Raw genomic sequence first — 19350 nt, forward strand, 5'->3', positions numbered from 1 at the left:
ATAATTGAAGCAAGGGGGTGAGGCCATGTATAAAATCGGAGACCGTGTCGTGTATCCGATGCAGGGTGCCGGGACCATCATCAACAAAGAAACCAAAGAGTTGTTGGGCATGAAGCAGGAATTTTTTATTCTGCAAATGCCGATTGCCAACATTCGCATCTCCATCCCGGTGGACCAGATGGAAAAGATCGGCATTCGTCCCGTGATGAGCCATGAAGACGGGGAACGTGTGATGGAAATTCTGCGTCAGGATTCAACAAAAATGGCAGAAAACTGGAGCCAACGCTATCGGGAAAACCTTGAAAACCTGAAGACAGGAGATCCTTTTGAGATGGCGGATGTCGTGCGCAATTTACAAATTCGAGATATGGAGAAAGGCCTTTCCACATCCGAGAAGAAAATGCTGAACAAGACGAAGAAAATGCTGATTTCGGAGCTTATTATTGTCGGCTCGCTGTCAGTAGAGGAAGCCGGAGACATGATTGACGAAGCTATCACTCTGGATGAAGACGTAGCGCCGGAGGACGGCGCGGAAGAGGAGTAATCGGTGAAACAGATTATGCGGGCCGTATTCGGCTTAATCGGCGCCGCGTTGGGAGCATTGCTGGCCTACCTTGTCTTTGATCTGCAATGGATTCGGGGCTGGGGCATGGTGGAGCGTATCGTGAGTTACTTTGTTGGTGCCGGCGTTGGATTTGCCGTATTTTTCGCCATGGCCGGCAAGTGGGCGACAGCTCTTCGCAATGTCGTGGATGCCATGTCTCGGCAGATCCGTCAGGTGCCGTTAAGCGAGATTGTGCTACGCACCATCGGATTGATCGTGGGCTTGCTTATTGCCGGCATTATCAGCAATCCGGTATTGCAGCTGAGCATCAGCCATGTGGGCAATGTGATCGGAGTACTCATTTCCGTCGCGCTTTATGCTCTTTTGGGCTTATTGGGCGTGCGCTTGGCCACCATGTACTACGATGACATTATGAAGACCGTGCACCAGCTGAGAGACGCTCTGACACGCTTGGACGAGGAACGCATTCAACGCAGCAACGAAAAAAAGAGAAAGAAACGACTGGCTAAGGTGTCCGAGATGGATGACGAGCAAGAAGACGAGGAGTTTTTGGAAGCGTGTCCGAAAATTCTGGACACGTCGGTCATTATCGACGGGCGCATTTTCGAGGTGATGAAGGCGGGTTTTTTGGAAGGACCCATCGTCATTTCCCATTATGTCCTTGAGGAGCTGCAGCATATTTCCGATTCTTCGGATGCGCTACGGCGTGAGCGGGGCCGAAAAGGCTTGGATCACATCCACGAAATGCAGACGCGCTCTGTGCAGGATATTCACATTGATAACAGTGAGATTGCCAAGCCCAAAGAGGTGGATCTGAAATTGCTGGTGCTGACACGACGCTATCAGGGACGACTGGTGACCAATGATTTCAACTTGAACAAAGTGGCCACGGTACAGAATATTCCGGTATTGAACGTGAACGAGCTTGCCAACGCGTTAAAGCCCATTGTCATTCCGGGAGAACATATGCGCGTGAATATCATCAAACCGGGAAAAGAGCCGGGGCAAGGGCTGGGTTACTTGGATGATGGCACCATGATTGTTGTGGAGAACGGCTACGAGGAAATCGGCAACACGGTCGATACGGTCGTAACGTCAGTCTTGCAAACCTCCGCAGGAAAGATGATTTTTACACGTCTTCCGAATTAATTTATACGCATTTATTGTGGGAAACCACCACCGCAGCGGAAAGCCGCTGCGGTTTTTTTTGTGAAGGGGCGGGTGCTTTTGCAGGAAGCTCACTTTTGGCGCAGATGGTCCAAAGCAAACGATACAAGGTCCGCCGCTTGCGTTTCTATATCCGGCTTTACGCGGTTCTTTGCCTGCAGGACTTCTGTATCCGGCGCAAGGGCAATGACAGGATCCAATAAAGCGAGATAACCGGAATGCAGCAGTTTGACCGGAAAGGCGGGAATTTTCCACGCGCTTCCGGAAGTGGTGGTACCGATTAGCTCTGCACTTTGCAAGCGGTGGCAAAAATCAGCGAACGTTTCTGCCGCACCGCCTGTTGTCTTATCTACGAGAAGCACGAGATTCGCCGGAGCGACGGCCTCTGTATTCCCTTTGGCCGTCACCGTGATGGTTTTCGCATAGGCGGTGTCGTTTACAGCATTTTGTGTCTCTGCATTGTGAAGCCCCGTCATCGGGCGCAGTTCATCTTCCAAATCCATACTTTCCATTCGCTCTTTAAGCGACAGATAGTCCACATAGGGTTCAAAACCTTTCGGAAAATAGAGACTCGTTTCTACGCCGTAGGTGGCGGTCATGAGGTATGGCAAAATGCCTTGGGCCCAGTATTCAACAGAAGTACCGCTCGTATTTCGCAAATCGAAAAGCACATATTTATGGGTGCGAGCCTCCGTCAGCAACTGCGCCAGCGTCTCTTTTTGCGTGCGATACGCTCCATCTTCAAAAGCAAGGTTGGAAAGAATGGCCGTATCGGACGACGCATCCACGCGTAGTGTCGGCAGAGGAAAATCCTCCGCCTTTGCGGCGACATTTTTATAGGAGGCGTCTTCTCGCATTCGCGCATAGCGTGATACCACCCGTTCATCGGTAAGCGCTTCGGCGTAGGGAGAATCAGTCGCATAAAAGCCGCTTCCCACATTGCGATAGAGTTTCGCATACGCATCGGGAAGAAGCATCATCGAGGTGGGCGTTCCGGCCGCCTTGACCATTTCCTGCAAGACACTGAAAAACTCGTTGTCGGATGCGGTTTTCCCTGCATGATCCACCAGATTGTCCAAGGTAACCTTGACCGCATCCGGATCAGAGGGGCCAATGCTTTTTGGAGTGCTTTTGAGCAACGCTTGCAACTGCCGGGCATCCGCAATTTTTTCCCCTTGCGTCAGGGGCCTTCCGGTCGTATCAGAAGGCAATAACTCCTCGACTACCGCTTGATTGGCCTGTTTCCGTACGGTCGGCAGCTCCTCAAAACGGGCATTTAGAAACGTCCGCCGAACGAAGGTGTAGAGGCCGTACCCCGTGGCAAGAAGAAGCAGGAGGAATAAAAGCGCAAAAAGTCGTCTGCGACGCCGACGACGCTGAAGATTGCGCTTGATCACCTGCTTGCGATCATGACGACGTTGACTTTCCAGAACACGTTGCTCCAATGCCGTTCTTTTTTTTGGGTTTTGCCTCATAGTTTCCTCCGTGACAATTTGATTCCATTTTAACAGATTCCCACCGACGAAAACGAGGCCGTGTTAGTAGGAGATAATAACGGGTACAGTAAAGTTGTAATGGTTTCGGAAGAGAAAAGAAAAACATAGAGGAGGACTACATGAAAATTTTAGAAGCCTTAAATGAACAGGCAAATTTTGAACTGGAATCCGCATATATTTACCGGACGATGTCCGCTTATTTAGCAGAAGAGGATATGGCGGGAATGAAGCACTTCATGGATATGCAGGTGAAAGAAGAAGTGGAACATGCCGAGAAAATGATTGGTTTTCTTCAGGAAGTCGGTTATCCGGTACACTATCGCCCGATCAATCCGGGAGACGGAAAATTCGACAGTCTGTTGGATGTTTTCAAAAAGGCGCTGGCGCATGAACAGGTGGTGACAGCGAACATCTATAAGCTCATCGACTTGGCACAAAAAGAAGATCATAAGCCGGCGGAAATCTTTCTGCACTGGTATGTCAAAGAGCAAGTGGAAGAAGAAGCAACGTTCCAGACGCTGGTAAAGCAATTGGATCGTGCCGGATCGAACTGGGGTGCGCTGTATCAGATCGATCGCTATTTGGGTCAGAGAGAATAACTTCTCAAGAGAATAACGAAATCCGTGCACGGGCCGGGGTAATATGCCTTTGCCCGTGTACTTTTATTACAAGGAAACGATTGCCCTTTTACTTTACTTTTTGATGAAAATCCTTTACTATAACAGTAGTTTCCTTCAAATAGTAAAAGGGAAAAGTTTGGGAAAGCGTCTCTCTTTTGAAGAGGCGATTGTGAAAAGAATCAAGGAGGCGTCTATGCATAAAATGACACAGGCAAACCTGCGATCCGCATTTGGTGGAGAATCCATGGCTCGTAATCGCTACAACATCTGGGGCCAGGTGGCGGACAAGGAAGGCTTCCCGAATGTAAAACGCTTATTCGATGCAACGGCAGAAGCAGAAAAAATTCACGCCGGACTGCATTTTAAAGCTATGAAAGAGATCCATGGTGACTTTGATGTTACAGCGGGCGGCGGCTTCGGCATCGGGACGACAGCAGAAAATCTGCAAGGCGCGATTGATGGCGAAACGTTTGAATTTACCGAAATGTATCCGGCGTATATTCAGGTAGCGGAAATGCAAGAAGAGCAAGCCGCGGTTCGCGCGATGCGTTTTGCGATCGAGGCGGAAAAAGTGCATGCGAAGATGTTCGGCATTGCGAAAGATGCCGTTGCACAGGGAAAAGATTTGACAGTGGAAGATGCCGTTTATCTCTGCCCTGTTTGTGGATTTGTTGCCCTTTCGAAGGAAGAAAATTGTCCGATTTGCGGCTGCGCTGCGGCGAAATTCATCGCCTATTGATGACGGATAGCGGCCGCACGAGGTGAAGTGGAGAACAGTACATGGTCGAAAAAAAAGTGGTGTTGGATAACGAAATCGGTTTGATGGGCCGTCCGGCTGCCAATTTCATTCAGACGGCAAAGAAATTTCTGGCAGATGTGTACCTGGAGCGTGATCATAAAGTTTTCAATGGCAAGTCGATTATGAGTGTGCTCAGTATGGGGGCCGGAAAAGGGGCGAAGTTTATTTTGCGCACAGACGGACCGGATGAAGAAGAGGCGCTCGAAACACTCTTGGCTTATTTGAACCACGATATTACCATGTATTGACCACGCGATTCGGCTGTGCATACGGGCGCGCCTGACAACGTCATGAAAATAGATGCGGATGTTTTTCGCGTTCGATACAAAAAGAAAAAAGCCGCCGCTGCTTAGACAGTGGCAGCTTTTTTTTGCCTGCTCTTTGATTTTTTTTGGTGTCGATAAAGCTCCAGTGCAGGGCTTGCATAAAAAGGAAAAAGGGGAAGGGGAGTCTGTCCGGCTGCGATGCATGTGCTAAAATAGAACGGTAGAGAGGGGGCGCGCATGAACTACTTTCGAAATCTTCGCGAATTGCTGGTGACATTCTCGGTCACGGACGTGATCGATATTCTGGTGATTGCGGTCATCGTTTATTATTTGATTTTACTGGTTCGTGAGACCCGCGCAGAACAACTCATCAAGGGCTTCATCGCCATTCTGATTTTTGCGCAGATCAGCGACGGGCTGAAATTGTATACGGTGAACTGGTTGTTGTCCAATATTCTGACTGCCGGCTTTTTGTTGACGATCGTGGTATTTCAACCGGAAATACGGCGTGCCTTCGAGCGCTTGGGTCGATCACAAGGGTGGCTGAGCAATTTGGTCAACAGTGGAGGCGACCGCGTGCAAAGTGCGGGACGCGTAGAGGAGATCGTTCGTGCGGCGACTTCGCTTTCCCGACAAAAAATTGGTGCTCTCATCGTTCTCGAAGGCGGTACGGGACTCAAGGAAATTGCGGAATCCGGCACCGAGGTGGATGCCTTGGTGACAGCCGAATTGCTGATCAATATTTTTATTCCCAACACACCGCTTCATGACGGAGCTGTGGTGATTCGCGGGGATCGCGTATTGGCGGCGGGTGCTTTTTTACCGTTGTCCCAGAACCGTAATTTGGATAAAGAACTCGGCACACGCCATCGCGCGGCCTTGGGCATTTCCGAGCGTTCCGATGCACTTGTGGTGGTGGTCTCCGAAGAGACCGGTACGATTTCCCTCTGTTCCAACGGACAAATTTCGCGTCACATGGATGAAGCGACGTTGCGGGAAAATCTGCGGGCGTTTTATGAAAATGGCTCAACGACCCAACGCATGTCGGGCATCAGCCGGCTTATTTCGTTTTTGAATGCAAAAAAAACAAGCCAAAAGGAGTCAAACGAAGAGCAGAAGGATGTGACGGATAGCGAAGAGTCGGCTTCCACGCTGAAACAAGAAAAAGACGATATACAAGCCGGATCCGGATCGGAATCGAATGGGAAAGGAGACCGGGATGAAATTGCTTAAACACAATTGGCAATGGAAATTGACATCGCTCATCATCGGCATTCTCATGTGGAGTTATATTACGGCTGGCGTCAATCCAACCCAGTCGGCAACTTTGTCGGACATTCCTATTCGCATTATCAACCAGGACGTTCTGGATGAAAAACAGTTAAAAATTACCGAAATGGAATTTGCGCAGACCTCCTTGCGCATTTTAGGTAAGCGTAACGATATAGGCAGTCTGGACCGCAACTATGTCACGGCTTCTATTGATGCGGGCACTTTAAAAGAAGGGACACAGAGCGTTTCCATTCGCTATACCGTTCCGGCCAATATGGTTATTAACGAGGCAGCCAACGATCGCATGCAGGTGCATGTCGAAAAAGTAATTACCAAAAGTCGTAACGTGACCATCAAGGAAACGGGCGCGTTGGCGGATAAGTATGTGCTGCGCGGTTTGGCGGCAACGCCGCAAACGATCGAAGTCACGGGTCCTCGTTCTTTGGTGGAACGTGTGGCGAATGTCAACGTCGTTATCAATCTGAACGGATTGACAGCGGATACCTCGGCAAACCTGCAGGTACATCCGGTCGATCAGAACGGAAACGCTGTGGACGGAATTGATCTCTCCCTGTCCTCCGTCAATGTGAGCGCGACGATTTCCAAGCAAAAAGAAGTTCCCGTACAGCTGCAATGGGCAGCGGCCAAAGGTCAGGAACCGAAGGTGCGCCTGCGACAAGCGACCATTACGCCCAACACGGTGTTGGTCATGGGAAAAACGGCGGATATTGATAAGCTTAATGCGATTTCTACACAACCGTTGGATCTGAATAAAATGACCAAAGACGGCCCTATTCCCGTGACGCTCCAATATCCGGACGGCATTACGCCGGTAAATGATAAGCTGGAATATAAAGCGCAGATTACCCTCGATGTGCGAGAAGAGCGCACCTTTTCCGTGAATGTGGATCGCATTCAATCTAAAAATGGAGGCGCTTTAAAAGCACGCCCTGCGGGCGATGTGAGGGCCATCTCCCTGCGTCTTGAAGGCTACAAAAACGATTTGGATGCGCTGCACGAGTCGGACCTGGTGATCAGCGCCGATCTCGGCGGCGCCGGCACAGGCTTGCAGACCTTGCCGTTGGAAGTAAGTCTGCCCAAAGACATTGTGCTCAAGGAAATTAAGCCGGCACAATTGTTGATGACGGTGGAATAAAATATGCGAATTAGAGGATCTTGAGCGTACCGGCAAAGACTTCGCTGTCGACATAGAGGGTGGTTGCCATCTCGCTATTTTCCGAGCGCTCCTGTGAGGAATAGTAATGTTTGCCGTTGACGATGACATGCCAATCGGCGGGAACCTGCAGCGTCAATTCCCCAAACTGTACGTTTGCGTTGATCCGGACGTTATTATCGAGGGAAAGTACGTTTTTCAGGTCAATGGTCACCGAAGAAAAGACCACCTCGATATCTCCACCGGAAAAGGAATCGGAACGGTATACGCGATGGGCATCGGCAAAAAGAAAGCGATCGTTGAGAACATCGCGTTCTTCATAGCCGTACGTTGCATTTCCCCGTACGTTCTCTTCCGAAAAAACGGTTTCGCCATAGACCATTTTTTTCTGCGAAAAACGGTTGACAATGCGGCGTAAGCCTAACAGAATCAAGCCGATGGCAATGAGAATGAGCAAGATATCGCCACGGAAGAGGCCGAGATGGTATCCTTGTAAAATCGCACCGAGTGCAATCAAAAACAGCGGAAAATTGTGCCATTGTTTATCGTTTAGCAGGCGCAATACACCATAGAGAATGAGAAGGGTTGGCCAATAGAGACCAAACAGCGAGAAGAAGCTTCCGCCGAACAGCTGCGTCAGCAGGATGAGCGTGCCGATGCCGAATAGTAAAATACCTAGAATCATAATTGCCCTTTCTGTATTGCATTTCCCGGAAGAGGCGAAAATGTCATAACCGGAAAGTAGGAGTCCTTTCCGTAACAGAATAGAGATCGAATTTGTCGGCATTGTGAAGGCGTTCATGCGCCGGTCACAGGGGATCGAAGCGGGTTCAAACCCGGGCGGTAAGAGCCCGCCGAAAAACAGGAGGAAAGCATGTCCCAGGTTCATGTACGATTTGCACCGAGCCCTACAGGCTATTTACACATCGGAGGGCTTCGCACGGCTTTATTTAATTATCTGTATGCCCGCCACCACGGCGGCCGTTTTATTCTGCGTATCGAGGATACGGATCGCACCCGTTTCGTGCCGGATGCGTTAGAGAATCTTCTGCGGGTGTTGCATTGGGCAGGCTTGGAAAATGACGAAGGTCCCTTCTTAGATGGCGACCATATTTCCGAAAAAGGAGAGCATGGCCCCTATATTCAATCGCATCGTCATGAACAGGGTCTGTACCGCCGCTATGCGGAACAGTTGATCGAAAAGGGACAAGCTTACTACTGTTTCTGCTCCAAAGAGCGTCTGGATGCGGTTCGCGACGCCATGAAGGAAAGAGGAGAGACGCCGCGCTATGACGGACATTGCCGCGATCTTTCCCCGGAAGAAGTGCAAAAGCATCTGGATGCAGGCGAAGAATACGTCATTCGTATGAAGCTGCCGCGCAACCGGGACATCACGTTTCATGATGCCATCAAAGGAGATATCACCTTTAATACAGATGAATTGGATGACCAGGTACTGATTAAGTCGGACGGCTTTCCGACCTATCATTTTGCGGTCGTGCTGGATGACCATCTGATGGGCGTGACGCATATTGTTCGCGGGGAAGAGTGGATTTCCTCCACACCGAAGCATGTTCTGCTGTATCAGAACTTCGGATGGGAGGAACCCACGTATGTGCATTTGCCGACGGTGCTCGGGGAAGACCACAAGAAACTCTCCAAACGAAACGGTGATGCGGCAGTCGAGCAGTATATTGCAAAGGGTTATCTGCCGGAGGCACTCATTAACTACATTGCGCTTTTGGGGTGGTCGCCGAAGGGCAACGAGGAAATTCTTTCCCGTGAGGAGCTCATTCAGGAATTCGACTTTGATCGCATTTCTTCGACCGGCGGCATTTTCGACGTAAAAAAGCTAAACTGGATGAACGGCGAGTACATCAAGGCCATGCCTGTGGATAAGGTCGTTCAAGCCATGCGGCCTTTTTTGGAAAAAGAGGGGCTTATTGACGAGCATACCGATGACGAGAAGCTATACCGGGTTGCTGCCTTGTATCAGAACCGCGTGGAGTATTTTCAGCAGTTTCCGGATCTGACGCGCCATCTCTTTGTGACGGCGGATGCGTTGGTTTATGAAGAGGACGCGAAAGCCGTTCTTTCTACTCCGGAGGCGAAGGCCCTGGTTACTCTTTTTGCAGATAAGGTACGCGCCGAATCGAGCATGACCGAAGAATTTGCGAACAGCGTGGTCAAGACCATCCAAACCGAAACGGGAATCAAAGGGAAAAACTTATGGTTTCCGATTCGCGCGGCGGTCGTTGGAGCCACCTCCGGACCGGATTTTGGCCAGACCCTCCTCATTTTGGGTCGCGATGAAGTGCTTGCACGTCTGGAACGTACGCTTGCGGGAAAGGAAAACGCATGAAAATTTATAATACGCTGACGAGACGAAAAGAGGAATTTGTTCCTCTGGAAAAGGGCAAGGTACGCATGTATGTTTGCGGGCCGACCGTTTATGATTTTATTCACATTGGAAATGCGCGGCCGCTCGTCGTCTTCGATACGCTGCATCGTTTTTTGTGCTGGCAAGGCTATGACGTGCAGTACGTGGTGAATTTTACGGACATCGACGACAAGATCATCAATCGGGCCAACGACGAAGGCGTGCCCTTTACCGACATTACCGCGAAATACATTGCGGCTTTTATGGAGCAGGCGCAGCAGCTGAATTTACTGGAGGAAGAAACCATTCATCCGCGCGCCACGGAGATGATTGAACCCATCATCGCCTTTGTGCAGGGACTCATTGACAAGGGCGCCGCCTACGATGCTGAGGATGCCGTGTATTTTGATGTATCTAAAGCCAGAGACTATGGTAAACTTTCCGGCAAAAAAATCGAGGATCTGGTTGCTGGCGCGCGCATTCGCGTAAACGAAGCCAAGCGTGATCCGCTGGATTTTGCCTTGTGGAAAAAGCAGAAAGACAGCAAGGAACCGGCATGGGAAAGCCCCTGGGGGCCGGGACGTCCGGGCTGGCATATCGAGTGTTCCACGATGTCCAAGACGTTATTGGGCGAAACCATCGACATTCATGCCGGCGGCAGCGATCTGGAATTTCCGCATCATGAAAATGAAATTGCGCAAACCGAGACGCTGACGGATCATCCCTTTGCCCGCTATTGGATGCATAATGAAATGATTACCGTATCCGCTGCGGACGGAGCGCATGAAAAAATGTCCAAATCCAAAGGCAACTTTTTCATGCTCAAGGACATTGCCGAAACCTATGACCTCATATTGGTGCGGCTGTGGTTACTTTCGGCCCATTACCGCTCACCCATTAACTTCTCGCGTGAGGTCATGGAAGCCACGAAAAACGGCTATGAGCGCCTGATGAACGGCAAACACAATTTAGAGCGGCTGTTGGCGCACAACAGCGAGGCGGAACCGACCGAAGCGGAGCGGAAGCTTCTTGTAGCGGTGATCGAAGAGGAAGATGCCTTCACAAATGCGTTGGCGGATGATCTCAATACGGCGGATGCGCTGACTGCAATTTATGAGATTGTTCGGATGGCCAACAGTACGCTGAACGAAGAAAGCGCGAAGGGGACGGTGGAACGGGTCTATCGGAAGCTTCTCGAGCTTTTGAACGTGCTTGGCATTGCGGATCACAGCGCTATGGATGTTTTGGATGAAGAGGTGGAACGCAAGATTGCGGAGCGAGAGGAAGCGCGAAAGGCGAAAGACTTTGCAAAGGCGGATGCGATTCGCGATGAACTTGCAGCAAAGGGTATTTTACTGAAAGATACGCGAACGGGCGTGACTTGGACCAGGGAATAGAGGGAACATGAGCGATTATATTTTTGGCCGCAATGCGGTATTGGAACACTTAAAAAGCGGCAATGAGGCTGAAAAACTGTATGTCCAAAAGGGCAAGCTACAGGGCGTGGTGCATCGCATCATTGCCATGGCCAAAGACGCCAAACTTCCGGTTATTGAAGTGGATCAGAATAAGCTGGATCGCATGACGGAAGGTGGCAATCACCAGGGTGTGGCTCTTCTGGCGACAGATTTTGCGTATGCCGAAGTGGAGGATATTTTACAGTCGGCTGCGAATGCGGGCCATGCGCCCTTCGTGATTTTGCTGGATGAGCTGACCGATCCGCATAATGTGGGCGCCATCATCCGCAGTGCGGCCTGTTTCGGGGCGGACGGGGTGCTTTTGCCGAAGCGCCGTGCAGCGACGGTGACATCCATCGTGCAGAAGGTTGCCTCGGGGGCCACCAACTACGTGAAGATTGCCAAGATCAATAACGTGAATCAAACGATTGATGAGCTGAAGAAAGCTAATATCTGGGTGTATGGTGCGGCGGCGGAAGCCCAGCAAACGATATGGAAAACCGATTTTTCTGGCGGTGTCTGTCTGGTGATCGGCAACGAAGGCAAGGGCCTTAGTGAATTGACGCGCAAGAAATGCGACGTGCTGGTATCCATTCCGATGGTCGGTCCCATGGACAGCTTGAATGCCTCCTGTGCGGCGACGGTGCTCATGGCGGAAGTGCTGCGCGGTCGTGCGAATAGTAATACGCAAGGTGATCAGGCATGAGTGCGTTGCTGACGGCCGATCCTCTGGTGGAGGAGCGCCCGTTTACCATTCCTTTTCATGATCCGGTGCATATCCGCCTGGCCATCCATGCTCGCGGAGCAGCCTGCAAGACGCCGGATGCGTATTATCTGGTTTTAATCGGCCTATTCAAGCTACTCCGGGATCTTTCGGTGCTCTCCTTTCGACACAGTCTCGAAAAGGACGGGTTGGTGTTCTCGCTCTCGGTACGCGAAAGCCGTAGCGTCGTGCGTAGCTACTTGGCGGAGACCAAAAAGTTTCACGTCCTGGGGGATGCCTGGGATCTCGTATTGATTGACGGTGCTCGGGTTTCAACTGTACCGGGAAATGGGCGAACAACGCCTCCTCTATCAGCGGAAATGTTACACCTTTTAGCTTCGCAACATCGCGGCATGGGATCTCGTCCGCTGCGCTTTTCCCGTTATTTCCTATCGTCCGCCCTGTTACCGTATACACGTCGCTGCACCTATGGCTGTGCATGCATGGATGCGGAGGACAGTCGCGGCAAGGTGAATTTTTATCATGTTGTGCAGGGGTTGGAATTGCTGCAGCGTAGCTTTTCAAGCCTTGATTTTTCCAATATTTCTTCCACCCATGAGTTGCACATCGTTGCCGATCCGCTGGCAAAAGCGTTGCAACAAATCGGCAGAACGCCCGACTTTTTTGCCGAAGAGCTGTTTCCGGCGTTGCTATTAGCATGCCTTTATGAACAAAAAGTGCCTCTTTCCGCTATGGAAGAGGCACTGATGCGTTTATCGCCGGCTTCTACGGAAGAAGGCTCGCATGGCCAACGCCTGTTGTGGCTACGCGATTTGCTTGGTACCGATCCGGATGCACTCTCCGATCCGGATGCGTTCAGCCTTTTCTTGCTGGCCCACATAGTGGATGCCACCACGAGACGAGAGATGAGCGAAGAGCAGTATCGCGAAGTACAGCAGCTTGCCGATCTGGCCTATCAAGAGAAAGGTGTGGATGCCGAAGCGCTGAATGCCCTCTTCTTTGCGAATCATCTGGTCACAGAAGGTGTGCAGGCAGCAATTACGTGTTTTTCGTTGCTCTCGTATATGCAGGAAGAGGAACAAGCCTGATCACCTCGAGGGCATGTGTTGGGAATATTGGCTGGGCAATGCAATCCAATCCCGCGCGTCGTGTGGTTTTTCGCTTATCGAGCGGCCGATAGAAAGGGAGAAGCTCATGGAAACGTTGCGAAATATAGAAGAAAAAAATCGTACTCTGTTTTTCGCGGTGTGCGCGCTGGATTGCGTCGTGGTTCTGTTGGATCTTTGGGCCATCTACGAGCTCGGCAGATTTTTTGATGGCCTCTCTTTCTCGCATACCATGCCCTTTTCCTTGCCAGCGATGCTTATTGTCTTTCCCTTTGCGCGTCTTCTGCTGTGTCTGGCAGAATCTCGTATGCGCGAGCGTTATTATACGCAGTGCCAGATTCAACTGAAAGAACGCTTGCTGTTGGTGCTCAGTGCTATGGAATTGCCGGAACAGCAGGCCGAGGAAACAGCGCGGTTTTCCGCTTTTTTGCAGGAGGAGATTGTTCGGCTGCGAAAAGGCTACTGGCCGATCCGCCTGATGCGCATCGGAAGAATACTTTCGGCGGTTATCACGTCGGTCTTTCTTGTAGTCCTTTCGCCGTATCTGGTGATTGCGGTTCTCCCGACGCTGCTGGACGAGCTTTGGCAGCAATTCTTTGGCCCGAGGGCTACCGGATTCCGATGCTCCGAGGAGGGGAAAAATGCTTTCGCGATGAACCCATTCGAAAAAGGACAACCCGGAAAGAGGAAGGCGATTCGACAGGGAGAGCCAAGCACGGTATTGTCCCCAGATGATGCTTCCTCGAACAAGGATGTTCTTTCCGTCATGGAAAGTTATAAACTTCTCGGCTTAAATGAGCTGTTTTTTGCACAGGCAAAGAAAGAAGAGGAAAAGCGTTCGCAGGAAGAGGAAAGCCGGTGCGTTCGTCGAGAGCAGAGACGCTTGCTGGAAAATCACGGTTTTTTCTTATTGCAGTTGTTTAGCCTTTTTGCTGGCCTTTTTGTGCTGGCACAGGGAAAGCTCACGGCAGGTGGCGTGCTGATCCTGGCCCTCGTTCTTGTCAAAGGCGACCGGAGGCGGGAACGCACGCGTGCCATGCTTCATCGTGCGCAAGAGAATTACCCGGTTATGGAACGTGTGAGTACCTTTCTTTTACGTTCTCCTCTGAACAAGGAGAATTATCCGGGCGGGACGCGGACGATTTCTTTTCGGGATTTGACGGTGTCCTTGGATCCTTCCTTTTCCACGCCGCTTTTTGATCGATTTAATCGCAACATTCGTCAGGGCAGTATGGTGGCGGTCATCGGCCCTCCCGGATCGGGAAAGCGCACCCTTATGCAGACCATGATCGGTGCCCTTCGTCCGCAATCGGGACTGGTGACTTTTGATGGTCATGATGTGCGAGAGTATGAACAGGCATCCTTTTTACGAAAAGTGCGCTACGTACCGGAGAAGACGGTTTTCTTTGACGGTACGGTGGAAGAAAATATTCTTCTTGGCCGTTCGCTCTCCGACTCCGAGTGGAAAGAATGGAGAACATTTTTCGGCTTCACCGAGGTGGAGCTTCATCAGGAGTTGTCCCCCAAGTCGCCGCTCTCAACAAAAGAGCGTATGCGCATTGGCCTTTGCCGCGTAGTGGTGGATCACCCGGAAATTCTCATTTTTACGGATCCCTTCAGCGATCTCGATGCACAGACCACGGATGCGCTTCGCACGCGAATTCGTCGTCTTCCGGCAACAAAAATAATCCTCCTCCATGACGATACGGAGGAGGATCTCACCCTTTACGATCAGATTATTCGCCTTTCATGAGCTTCATTATGGACGATCGTCTTCCTCGGCAAAACGGCGTGCGATTTCCACGATCAGTTTGACCGCTTTTTCCATCCATCCCACGACGGCGAACTCATAGGGCCCATGGAAATTCATGCCGCCGACAAAGAGGTTGGGTGTCGGTAAACCCATGAACGATAACTGCGCGCCGTCGGTTCCGCCGCGGGTCACCTCCACTTTTGCCGGGATGCCTAAGGCTTCCATCGAGGCAAGGGCAATGTCGACCAGTTCCGGATGCTGGTCAATTACCTCGCGCATATTGTAATAGGAATCCTCCATCGTCAGCACAATGCGTTCACCGTATCGCTCGTTGAGATAGGCAACAATCTGACGCAACAGCTCTTTTTTCGCTTCAAATTTCTTTTTGTCATGATCACGAATAATATATTCCATCTCTGCATGGGCCAAATTGCCATTCAGTGCCTCCAGCATGAAGAACCCGTCACGTCCTTCCGTGTGTTCCGGACGCATATGTGCCGGGAGCATGGCATTTAATTCCATTGCCACCAGCAACGCATTGATCATGATGTCCTTTGCCGATCCGGGATGGATGCTTTCGCCATCGATCACGATTTTCGCGGAGGCCGCATTAAAGGTTTCCGCACTGAATTCACCGAGCACGCCGCCATCCATGGTATAGGCGACGTCCGCGCCGAACGCTTTGACGTCAAAGCGATGCGGCCCGCGCCCGATTTCCTCATCCGGAGTAAAGCCCACACGAATTTTTCCATGCGGAATGTCGGGATGCGCCAAAAGAAATTCCATCGCAGATAGAATTTCGGCGATACCTGCCTTGTCGTCCGCACCGAGTAGGGTAGAGCCATCCGTTACCAGCAATTCTTCTCCGGCAAGCGAAGGCAGCATCGGGCAGATTTCTTTTGTCAGGATGCGGCCGTTTCCCAGCGGGATGGCGTTGCCGTCCGCTTTCACGATGCGCGTATTCTTGGCACCGCCGCGAAAATCCGGCGCCGTATCCATGTGGGAAAGAAAGCCGAGCACCGGCACCGTTTTCGCCTGTTCTTCCGGCAGGGTAGACGGCAGCGTGCCGAAGAGATATCCGTTTTCATCCAGCGTGATATCCACAAGCCCCATGTCTTCCATTTCCTGTTTCAGCATCCTCGCCAGTACCCATTGTCCTTCCGTGCTGGGACAACTTTCCGAATCCGCATCCGATTGGGTATCCAACGCCGCATAGCGCTTCAGTTTTTCTACGACCGGTTCCATTTTTTCTCCTTTTTATTCCAATTGTTTTCACCCGTTGTTTTTCCGAATTGTTTTCACCCGTTGTTTTTCCAAATGGTTTTTACACGTTTTTTTTCCAAACTGTTTTTACACGTTCCGGGTCTGCTGCAAAGATCTTTTTCACATAGGAACAAACGGGACGCACGTGGATTTCCTGCCGCTTTGCTTCCTCGATGAGTGCATTCACCAGTTTTTTCGCCAATCCACGGCCCCCATAGGCTTCATCCACAACGGTATGCTCCGCAATCCAATCGCCATTCTCTTCGACATCATAAGACAGATGGCCGATTTCCTTTTCTCCATCGTAAAGAACGAAACGATGGTCATTTTCTTTTTTCCGTATTTCCATGGTGCACCTTCCCTTTCGTTCGGCATGGTTATACCCAAAACGATCCGGTTTGCGCAAGGTGCTCGGGTGCATAGTCTGCCGGCCCTGGTAAACGGTGGATTTCGGCTTTCGTCAGGGTTCGCCGGCTTTGATAAACGCCGAATTTTGGCTTCCGTCAGGGTGCATCGCCCCTGATAAATGACGGATTTCGGATTTCGTCAGGGTTCGCCGACCCTGATAAACAACGAATTTTGGCTTCCGTCAGGGTGCATCGCCCCTGATAAATGACGGATTTCGGATTCCGTCAGGGTTCGCCGACCCTGATAAACGATAGATTTCCAATTTCGTCAGGGCCCGTCGCCCCTGATAAACAACGAAATTCGGCCTTCGTCAGGGTGGACCGCCCTGATAAACAACAGATTTCGGCTTTCGTCAGGGTTCAGCGCCCCTGACAAATGGCGAATTAAGGCTTTCGCCAGGGCCTATAGACCCTGTTAAACGCCGAATTTCGGATTTCGTCAGGGCCCACCGCCCCTGTTAAACATCAAATTTTGGCTCCAGACAGGGTTCATCGCCCCTGACAAATGGCGGATTTCGACTTCCGTCAGGGTTCATCGGCCCTGTTAAACATCAAATTTTCGCTTCCGTCAGGGTCCGTCGACCCTGACAAACAAAGAATTTCGGCTTCCGTCAGGGTCTGTCGGCCCTGTTAAACATCAAATTTCCGCTTCCGTCAGGGTCCGTCGCCCCTGATAAACGACGGATTTAGGCTTCCGTCAGGGGCCGTCGCCCCTGATAAACGCCGGATTTCGGGCTCTATCAGGGTCCACCGCCCCTGAAAAACGACAGATTTCGGCTTCCGTCAGGGTGCATCGCCCCTGATAAATGACGGATTCCGGCTTCCGTCAGGGTCCGCCGCCCCTGTTAAACATCAAATTTTCGCTCCAGACAGGGCCCACCGCCCCTGATAAACGCCGAATATCAGCTCCAGCCAGAGCCCGCCGCCTTCGATCCATTTTGCACAACACCCTTGACAGTCATTAACTGTACATATACAATATAAACACACAACGTTGTAGGAGGAAAAAGTGAATATTCAGATTAAAAATGCAAGCAATGAACCGATTTACTTGCAGATTAAAAAGCAACTTAAAGACGCCATCATCAGCGGAGAGCTGGAGGAAGATGCGCAGCTTCCTTCCATTCGCTTTTTGGCGAAGGAGCTTCGCGTAAGCGTCATTACGACCAAGCGGGCCTATGATGAGCTGGAGCGGGAAGGGTTTCTGCATTCCGTTCAGGGTAAGGGCAGCTTTGTCGCGGCGCAGAATCGGGCGTTGATGAAGGAAAACCTGTTACGAAAAATGGAAGCTTGTTTTGCGGAAGCATTGCACTATGCAGATCTTGCGGATGTTTCCCGAGAGGAAGTCCATGAATTGTTGCGATTAGTGGAGGAAGACCATGACGGAAGCGATTTGTCTTCAGGACGTGGAAAAGAAATTTGAAGGATTTCATTTTGGACCGATCACGTTTTCGGTTCCGAAGGGATGTATCGTCGGTTATATCGGCGAAAACGGGGCGGGAAAGAGCACGACGATCAAGCTGTTGCTGGGAATGATTCGAGCGGATGCCGGGAAAATCCGTCTTTTGGGCCGGGAAACGGCGCAAATGCTGAAAGAAGAAAAACAGCAGATTGGCTGTGTATTTGATGATCTCTACCTTCCCGGGGAAATGACATTAAAAAATGCCGAAGTATTTCATCGCGGTCTCTATGGAGAAGCGTGGCAGAAAGATACCTTTTATGCATTGGTGAAGCGCTTTCATTTGCCGGAAAATCGTACCATTCGGCAATACTCGCGCGGTATGCGGATGCAGCTCGGCATGGCACTTGCTCTTTCTCACGGAGCAAAACTGCTTCTCCTGGACGAAGCGACAAGCGGCTTGGATCCGGTGATTCGGGATGATGTTCTGGATCTCTTGTTGGATTTCATGCAACAGGAAGACCATACCGTGCTCATCTCCTCACACATTCTTTCCGACATTGAAAAAGTGGCAGATTATATTGCGTTCATTCACGAGGGAAGATTATTGTTTATGGAAGCAAAGGATGAACTGGAACAGCGTTACGGTGTGGCGACCGTCAGTTTGGAACAATTGGCGGGGCTGGACCCGGCTGCCATTGTCGGAAAGCGCATCCATGCCTTCGGTGCGGATGTGTTGGTTGAGCGTGCGAGGGTGCCAAAGGATCTCGATGTGCAAAAGGCAAGCATTGAGGATATTATGGTGTACTGGATTAAGGGGGCGCGGTCATGAAAGCGTTGCTGTATAAGGATTTTCTCACGGTAAAAAGGGGAATGCTTCTCGTATCCTTTCTTGTCGCCATCATCGGCGGCTATTCGTTCATCGAGAAGAAACTGTTGACATTTCCCATGGTATTCGTACTACTTCCGATGATTCTGATTGGTATGCTCTTTGGAAACGATCGTCTCAACAAAATGGACGCGTATTTGGTTCCTACGCCGGTCTCTCGTAAGGTAATAGTGCTCAGTCGCTTTGCCTTTGTTTGGATGATCGCCGGCATCGGCGCGATTATTTCGATTCTTCTTTCGATCTTCGCTCCGGAGCAGATGTTTTCGCTGCCGTGGCATCTGATTGTATCGATACTCCTTTTTCTGATTACGATCATTACCGCGATTCAGTTGCCCCTTATGTATCGCTTTGATGAGGACAAAGCGCGCATTGTGTTTGTGATCCTCTATTTTCTGCTCTTCGCTTTCTTTTCCAGGGCAGGCCCAAAGATCCGCCCCTTCGCGTTATCCGAGCGCTTACAATCCATTCCTATCGCATGGATCAGCTTGGGCCTCTTTTTGGTGACCTTGCTATGCAATGCGCTTTCTTTTGGCATTTCGTATCGAATTTATGCACGTAGGGAATTTTAAGGCTTCCATTAATGGCTTCATTAACGTTCCCACATATGAGAATC

General features: G+C 50.7%; 19 protein-coding genes. 15 read left to right on the forward strand and 4 right to left on the reverse strand.

The genetic code is table 11. The features are described from left to right. Nucleotides 1–25 precede the first annotated feature (25 nt). Nucleotides 26–544, forward strand: a complete 519-nt coding sequence (locus FXY30_RS03360) for a CarD family transcriptional regulator (RefSeq protein WP_071705306.1) — start codon at nucleotides 26–28, stop codon at nucleotides 542–544. Between the two features lie 3 nt (nucleotides 545–547). After that, complete coding sequence (locus FXY30_RS03365) at nucleotides 548–1714, forward strand: PIN/TRAM domain-containing protein (RefSeq protein ID WP_071705307.1); 1167 nt, start codon at nucleotides 548–550, stop codon at nucleotides 1712–1714. Between the two features lie 89 nt (nucleotides 1715–1803). Here FXY30_RS03365 and FXY30_RS03370 read toward each other — a convergent pair whose 3' ends face one another. Next, on the reverse strand, nucleotides 1804–3207 hold the full coding sequence (locus FXY30_RS03370; RefSeq protein WP_071705308.1) for a S41 family peptidase: 1404 nt from the start codon (nucleotides 3205–3207) through the stop codon (nucleotides 1804–1806). A gap of 140 nt (nucleotides 3208–3347) precedes the next feature. Here FXY30_RS03370 and FXY30_RS03375 point away from each other — a divergent pair, with 140 nt between their 5' ends. From FXY30_RS03375 to FXY30_RS03395, 5 genes are all read left to right on the forward strand, one after another. Then, nucleotides 3348–3827, forward strand: a complete 480-nt coding sequence (locus FXY30_RS03375; RefSeq protein WP_071705309.1) for a ferritin — start codon at nucleotides 3348–3350, stop codon at nucleotides 3825–3827. A gap of 214 nt (nucleotides 3828–4041) precedes the next feature. Further along, nucleotides 4042–4587: a rubrerythrin family protein gene (locus FXY30_RS03380; RefSeq protein ID WP_071705310.1), complete on the forward strand. Its 546-nt coding sequence runs from the start codon at nucleotides 4042–4044 to the stop codon at nucleotides 4585–4587. 41 nt (nucleotides 4588–4628) lie between these two features. Next, the gene (locus FXY30_RS03385; protein ID WP_071705311.1) at nucleotides 4629–4895 is read left to right on the forward strand and encodes an HPr family phosphocarrier protein; all 267 of its coding nucleotides are present in this window, start codon (nucleotides 4629–4631) and stop codon (nucleotides 4893–4895) included. Nucleotides 4896–5150: 255 nt separating this feature from the next. Continuing rightward, nucleotides 5151–6146, forward strand: coding sequence for a diadenylate cyclase CdaA (gene cdaA, locus FXY30_RS03390; protein ID WP_071705312.1), 996 nt, complete (start codon nucleotides 5151–5153; stop codon nucleotides 6144–6146). Then, a complete protein-coding gene (locus FXY30_RS03395) occupies nucleotides 6133–7341 on the forward strand; it encodes a CdaR family protein (protein ID WP_071705313.1) in 1209 nt (402 codons plus the stop codon). Before cdaA ends, FXY30_RS03395 begins: the two co-directional genes overlap by 14 nt. 10 nt (nucleotides 7342–7351) lie before the next feature. Here the strand turns inward: FXY30_RS03395 and FXY30_RS03400 are convergent, their stop codons facing one another. Further along, a complete protein-coding gene (locus FXY30_RS03400) occupies nucleotides 7352–8044 on the reverse strand; it encodes a LiaF transmembrane domain-containing protein (RefSeq protein ID WP_071705314.1) in 693 nt (230 codons plus the stop codon). A 189-nt stretch (nucleotides 8045–8233) separates the two neighbouring features. On the opposite strand from FXY30_RS03400, the gene gltX reads away from it, so the two are divergent. The 5 genes from gltX to FXY30_RS07660 all read left to right on the forward strand — a co-directional run bounded on the left by gltX (nucleotide 8234) and on the right by FXY30_RS07660 (nucleotide 14779). Next, nucleotides 8234–9721 (forward strand): glutamate--tRNA ligase, encoded by a 1488-nt coding sequence (gltX, locus tag FXY30_RS03405; protein ID WP_071705315.1) that lies wholly within the window; start codon nucleotides 8234–8236, stop codon nucleotides 9719–9721. After that, the gene (cysS, locus tag FXY30_RS03410; protein ID WP_071705316.1) at nucleotides 9718–11136 is read left to right on the forward strand and encodes a cysteine--tRNA ligase; all 1419 of its coding nucleotides are present in this window, start codon (nucleotides 9718–9720) and stop codon (nucleotides 11134–11136) included. The genes gltX and cysS overlap by 4 nt, the downstream gene beginning before the upstream one ends. Before the next feature lie 7 nt (nucleotides 11137–11143). After that, nucleotides 11144–11902 carry a 23S rRNA (guanosine(2251)-2'-O)-methyltransferase RlmB gene (gene rlmB, locus FXY30_RS03415; RefSeq protein WP_071705317.1) on the forward strand — a complete coding sequence of 253 codons (759 nt, stop codon included), beginning with the start codon at nucleotides 11144–11146 and terminating at the stop codon, nucleotides 11900–11902. Further along, complete coding sequence (locus FXY30_RS03420) at nucleotides 11899–13008, forward strand: hypothetical protein (RefSeq protein WP_071705318.1); 1110 nt, start codon at nucleotides 11899–11901, stop codon at nucleotides 13006–13008. The genes rlmB and FXY30_RS03420 overlap by 4 nt, the downstream gene beginning before the upstream one ends. Before the next feature lie 106 nt (nucleotides 13009–13114). Next, nucleotides 13115–14779, forward strand: a complete 1665-nt coding sequence (locus FXY30_RS07660) for an ATP-binding cassette domain-containing protein (RefSeq protein ID WP_071705319.1) — start codon at nucleotides 13115–13117, stop codon at nucleotides 14777–14779. Nucleotides 14780–14785: 6 nt separating this feature from the next. Here the strand turns inward: FXY30_RS07660 and pepT are convergent, their stop codons facing one another. Continuing rightward, nucleotides 14786–16024: a peptidase T gene (pepT, locus tag FXY30_RS03435; protein ID WP_071705320.1), complete on the reverse strand. Its 1239-nt coding sequence runs from the start codon at nucleotides 16022–16024 to the stop codon at nucleotides 14786–14788. A gap of 79 nt (nucleotides 16025–16103) precedes the next feature. Beyond that, nucleotides 16104–16391 (reverse strand): GNAT family N-acetyltransferase, encoded by a 288-nt coding sequence (locus FXY30_RS03440; RefSeq protein ID WP_071705321.1) that lies wholly within the window; start codon nucleotides 16389–16391, stop codon nucleotides 16104–16106. A 1067-nt stretch (nucleotides 16392–17458) separates the two neighbouring features. Between FXY30_RS03440 and FXY30_RS03445 the strand changes: the two genes are divergently transcribed. From FXY30_RS03445 to FXY30_RS03455, 3 genes are read left to right on the forward strand one after another with little or no spacing between them, the layout of a single operon-like run. After that, the gene (locus FXY30_RS03445; RefSeq protein WP_071705322.1) at nucleotides 17459–17872 is read left to right on the forward strand and encodes a GntR family transcriptional regulator; all 414 of its coding nucleotides are present in this window, start codon (nucleotides 17459–17461) and stop codon (nucleotides 17870–17872) included. Then, a complete protein-coding gene (locus FXY30_RS03450; RefSeq protein WP_071705323.1) occupies nucleotides 17829–18680 on the forward strand; it encodes an ABC transporter ATP-binding protein in 852 nt (283 codons plus the stop codon). Before FXY30_RS03445 ends, FXY30_RS03450 begins: the two co-directional genes overlap by 44 nt. Then, complete coding sequence (locus FXY30_RS03455) at nucleotides 18677–19306, forward strand: ABC-2 transporter permease (protein ID WP_071705324.1); 630 nt, start codon at nucleotides 18677–18679, stop codon at nucleotides 19304–19306. The genes FXY30_RS03450 and FXY30_RS03455 overlap by 4 nt, the downstream gene beginning before the upstream one ends. The last annotated feature ends 44 nt before the right edge of the window (nucleotides 19307–19350 follow it).

This window comes from Murdochiella vaginalis, from assembly GCF_902381775.1.
Classification (GTDB): domain Bacteria; phylum Bacillota; class Clostridia; order Tissierellales; family Peptoniphilaceae; genus Murdochiella; species Murdochiella vaginalis.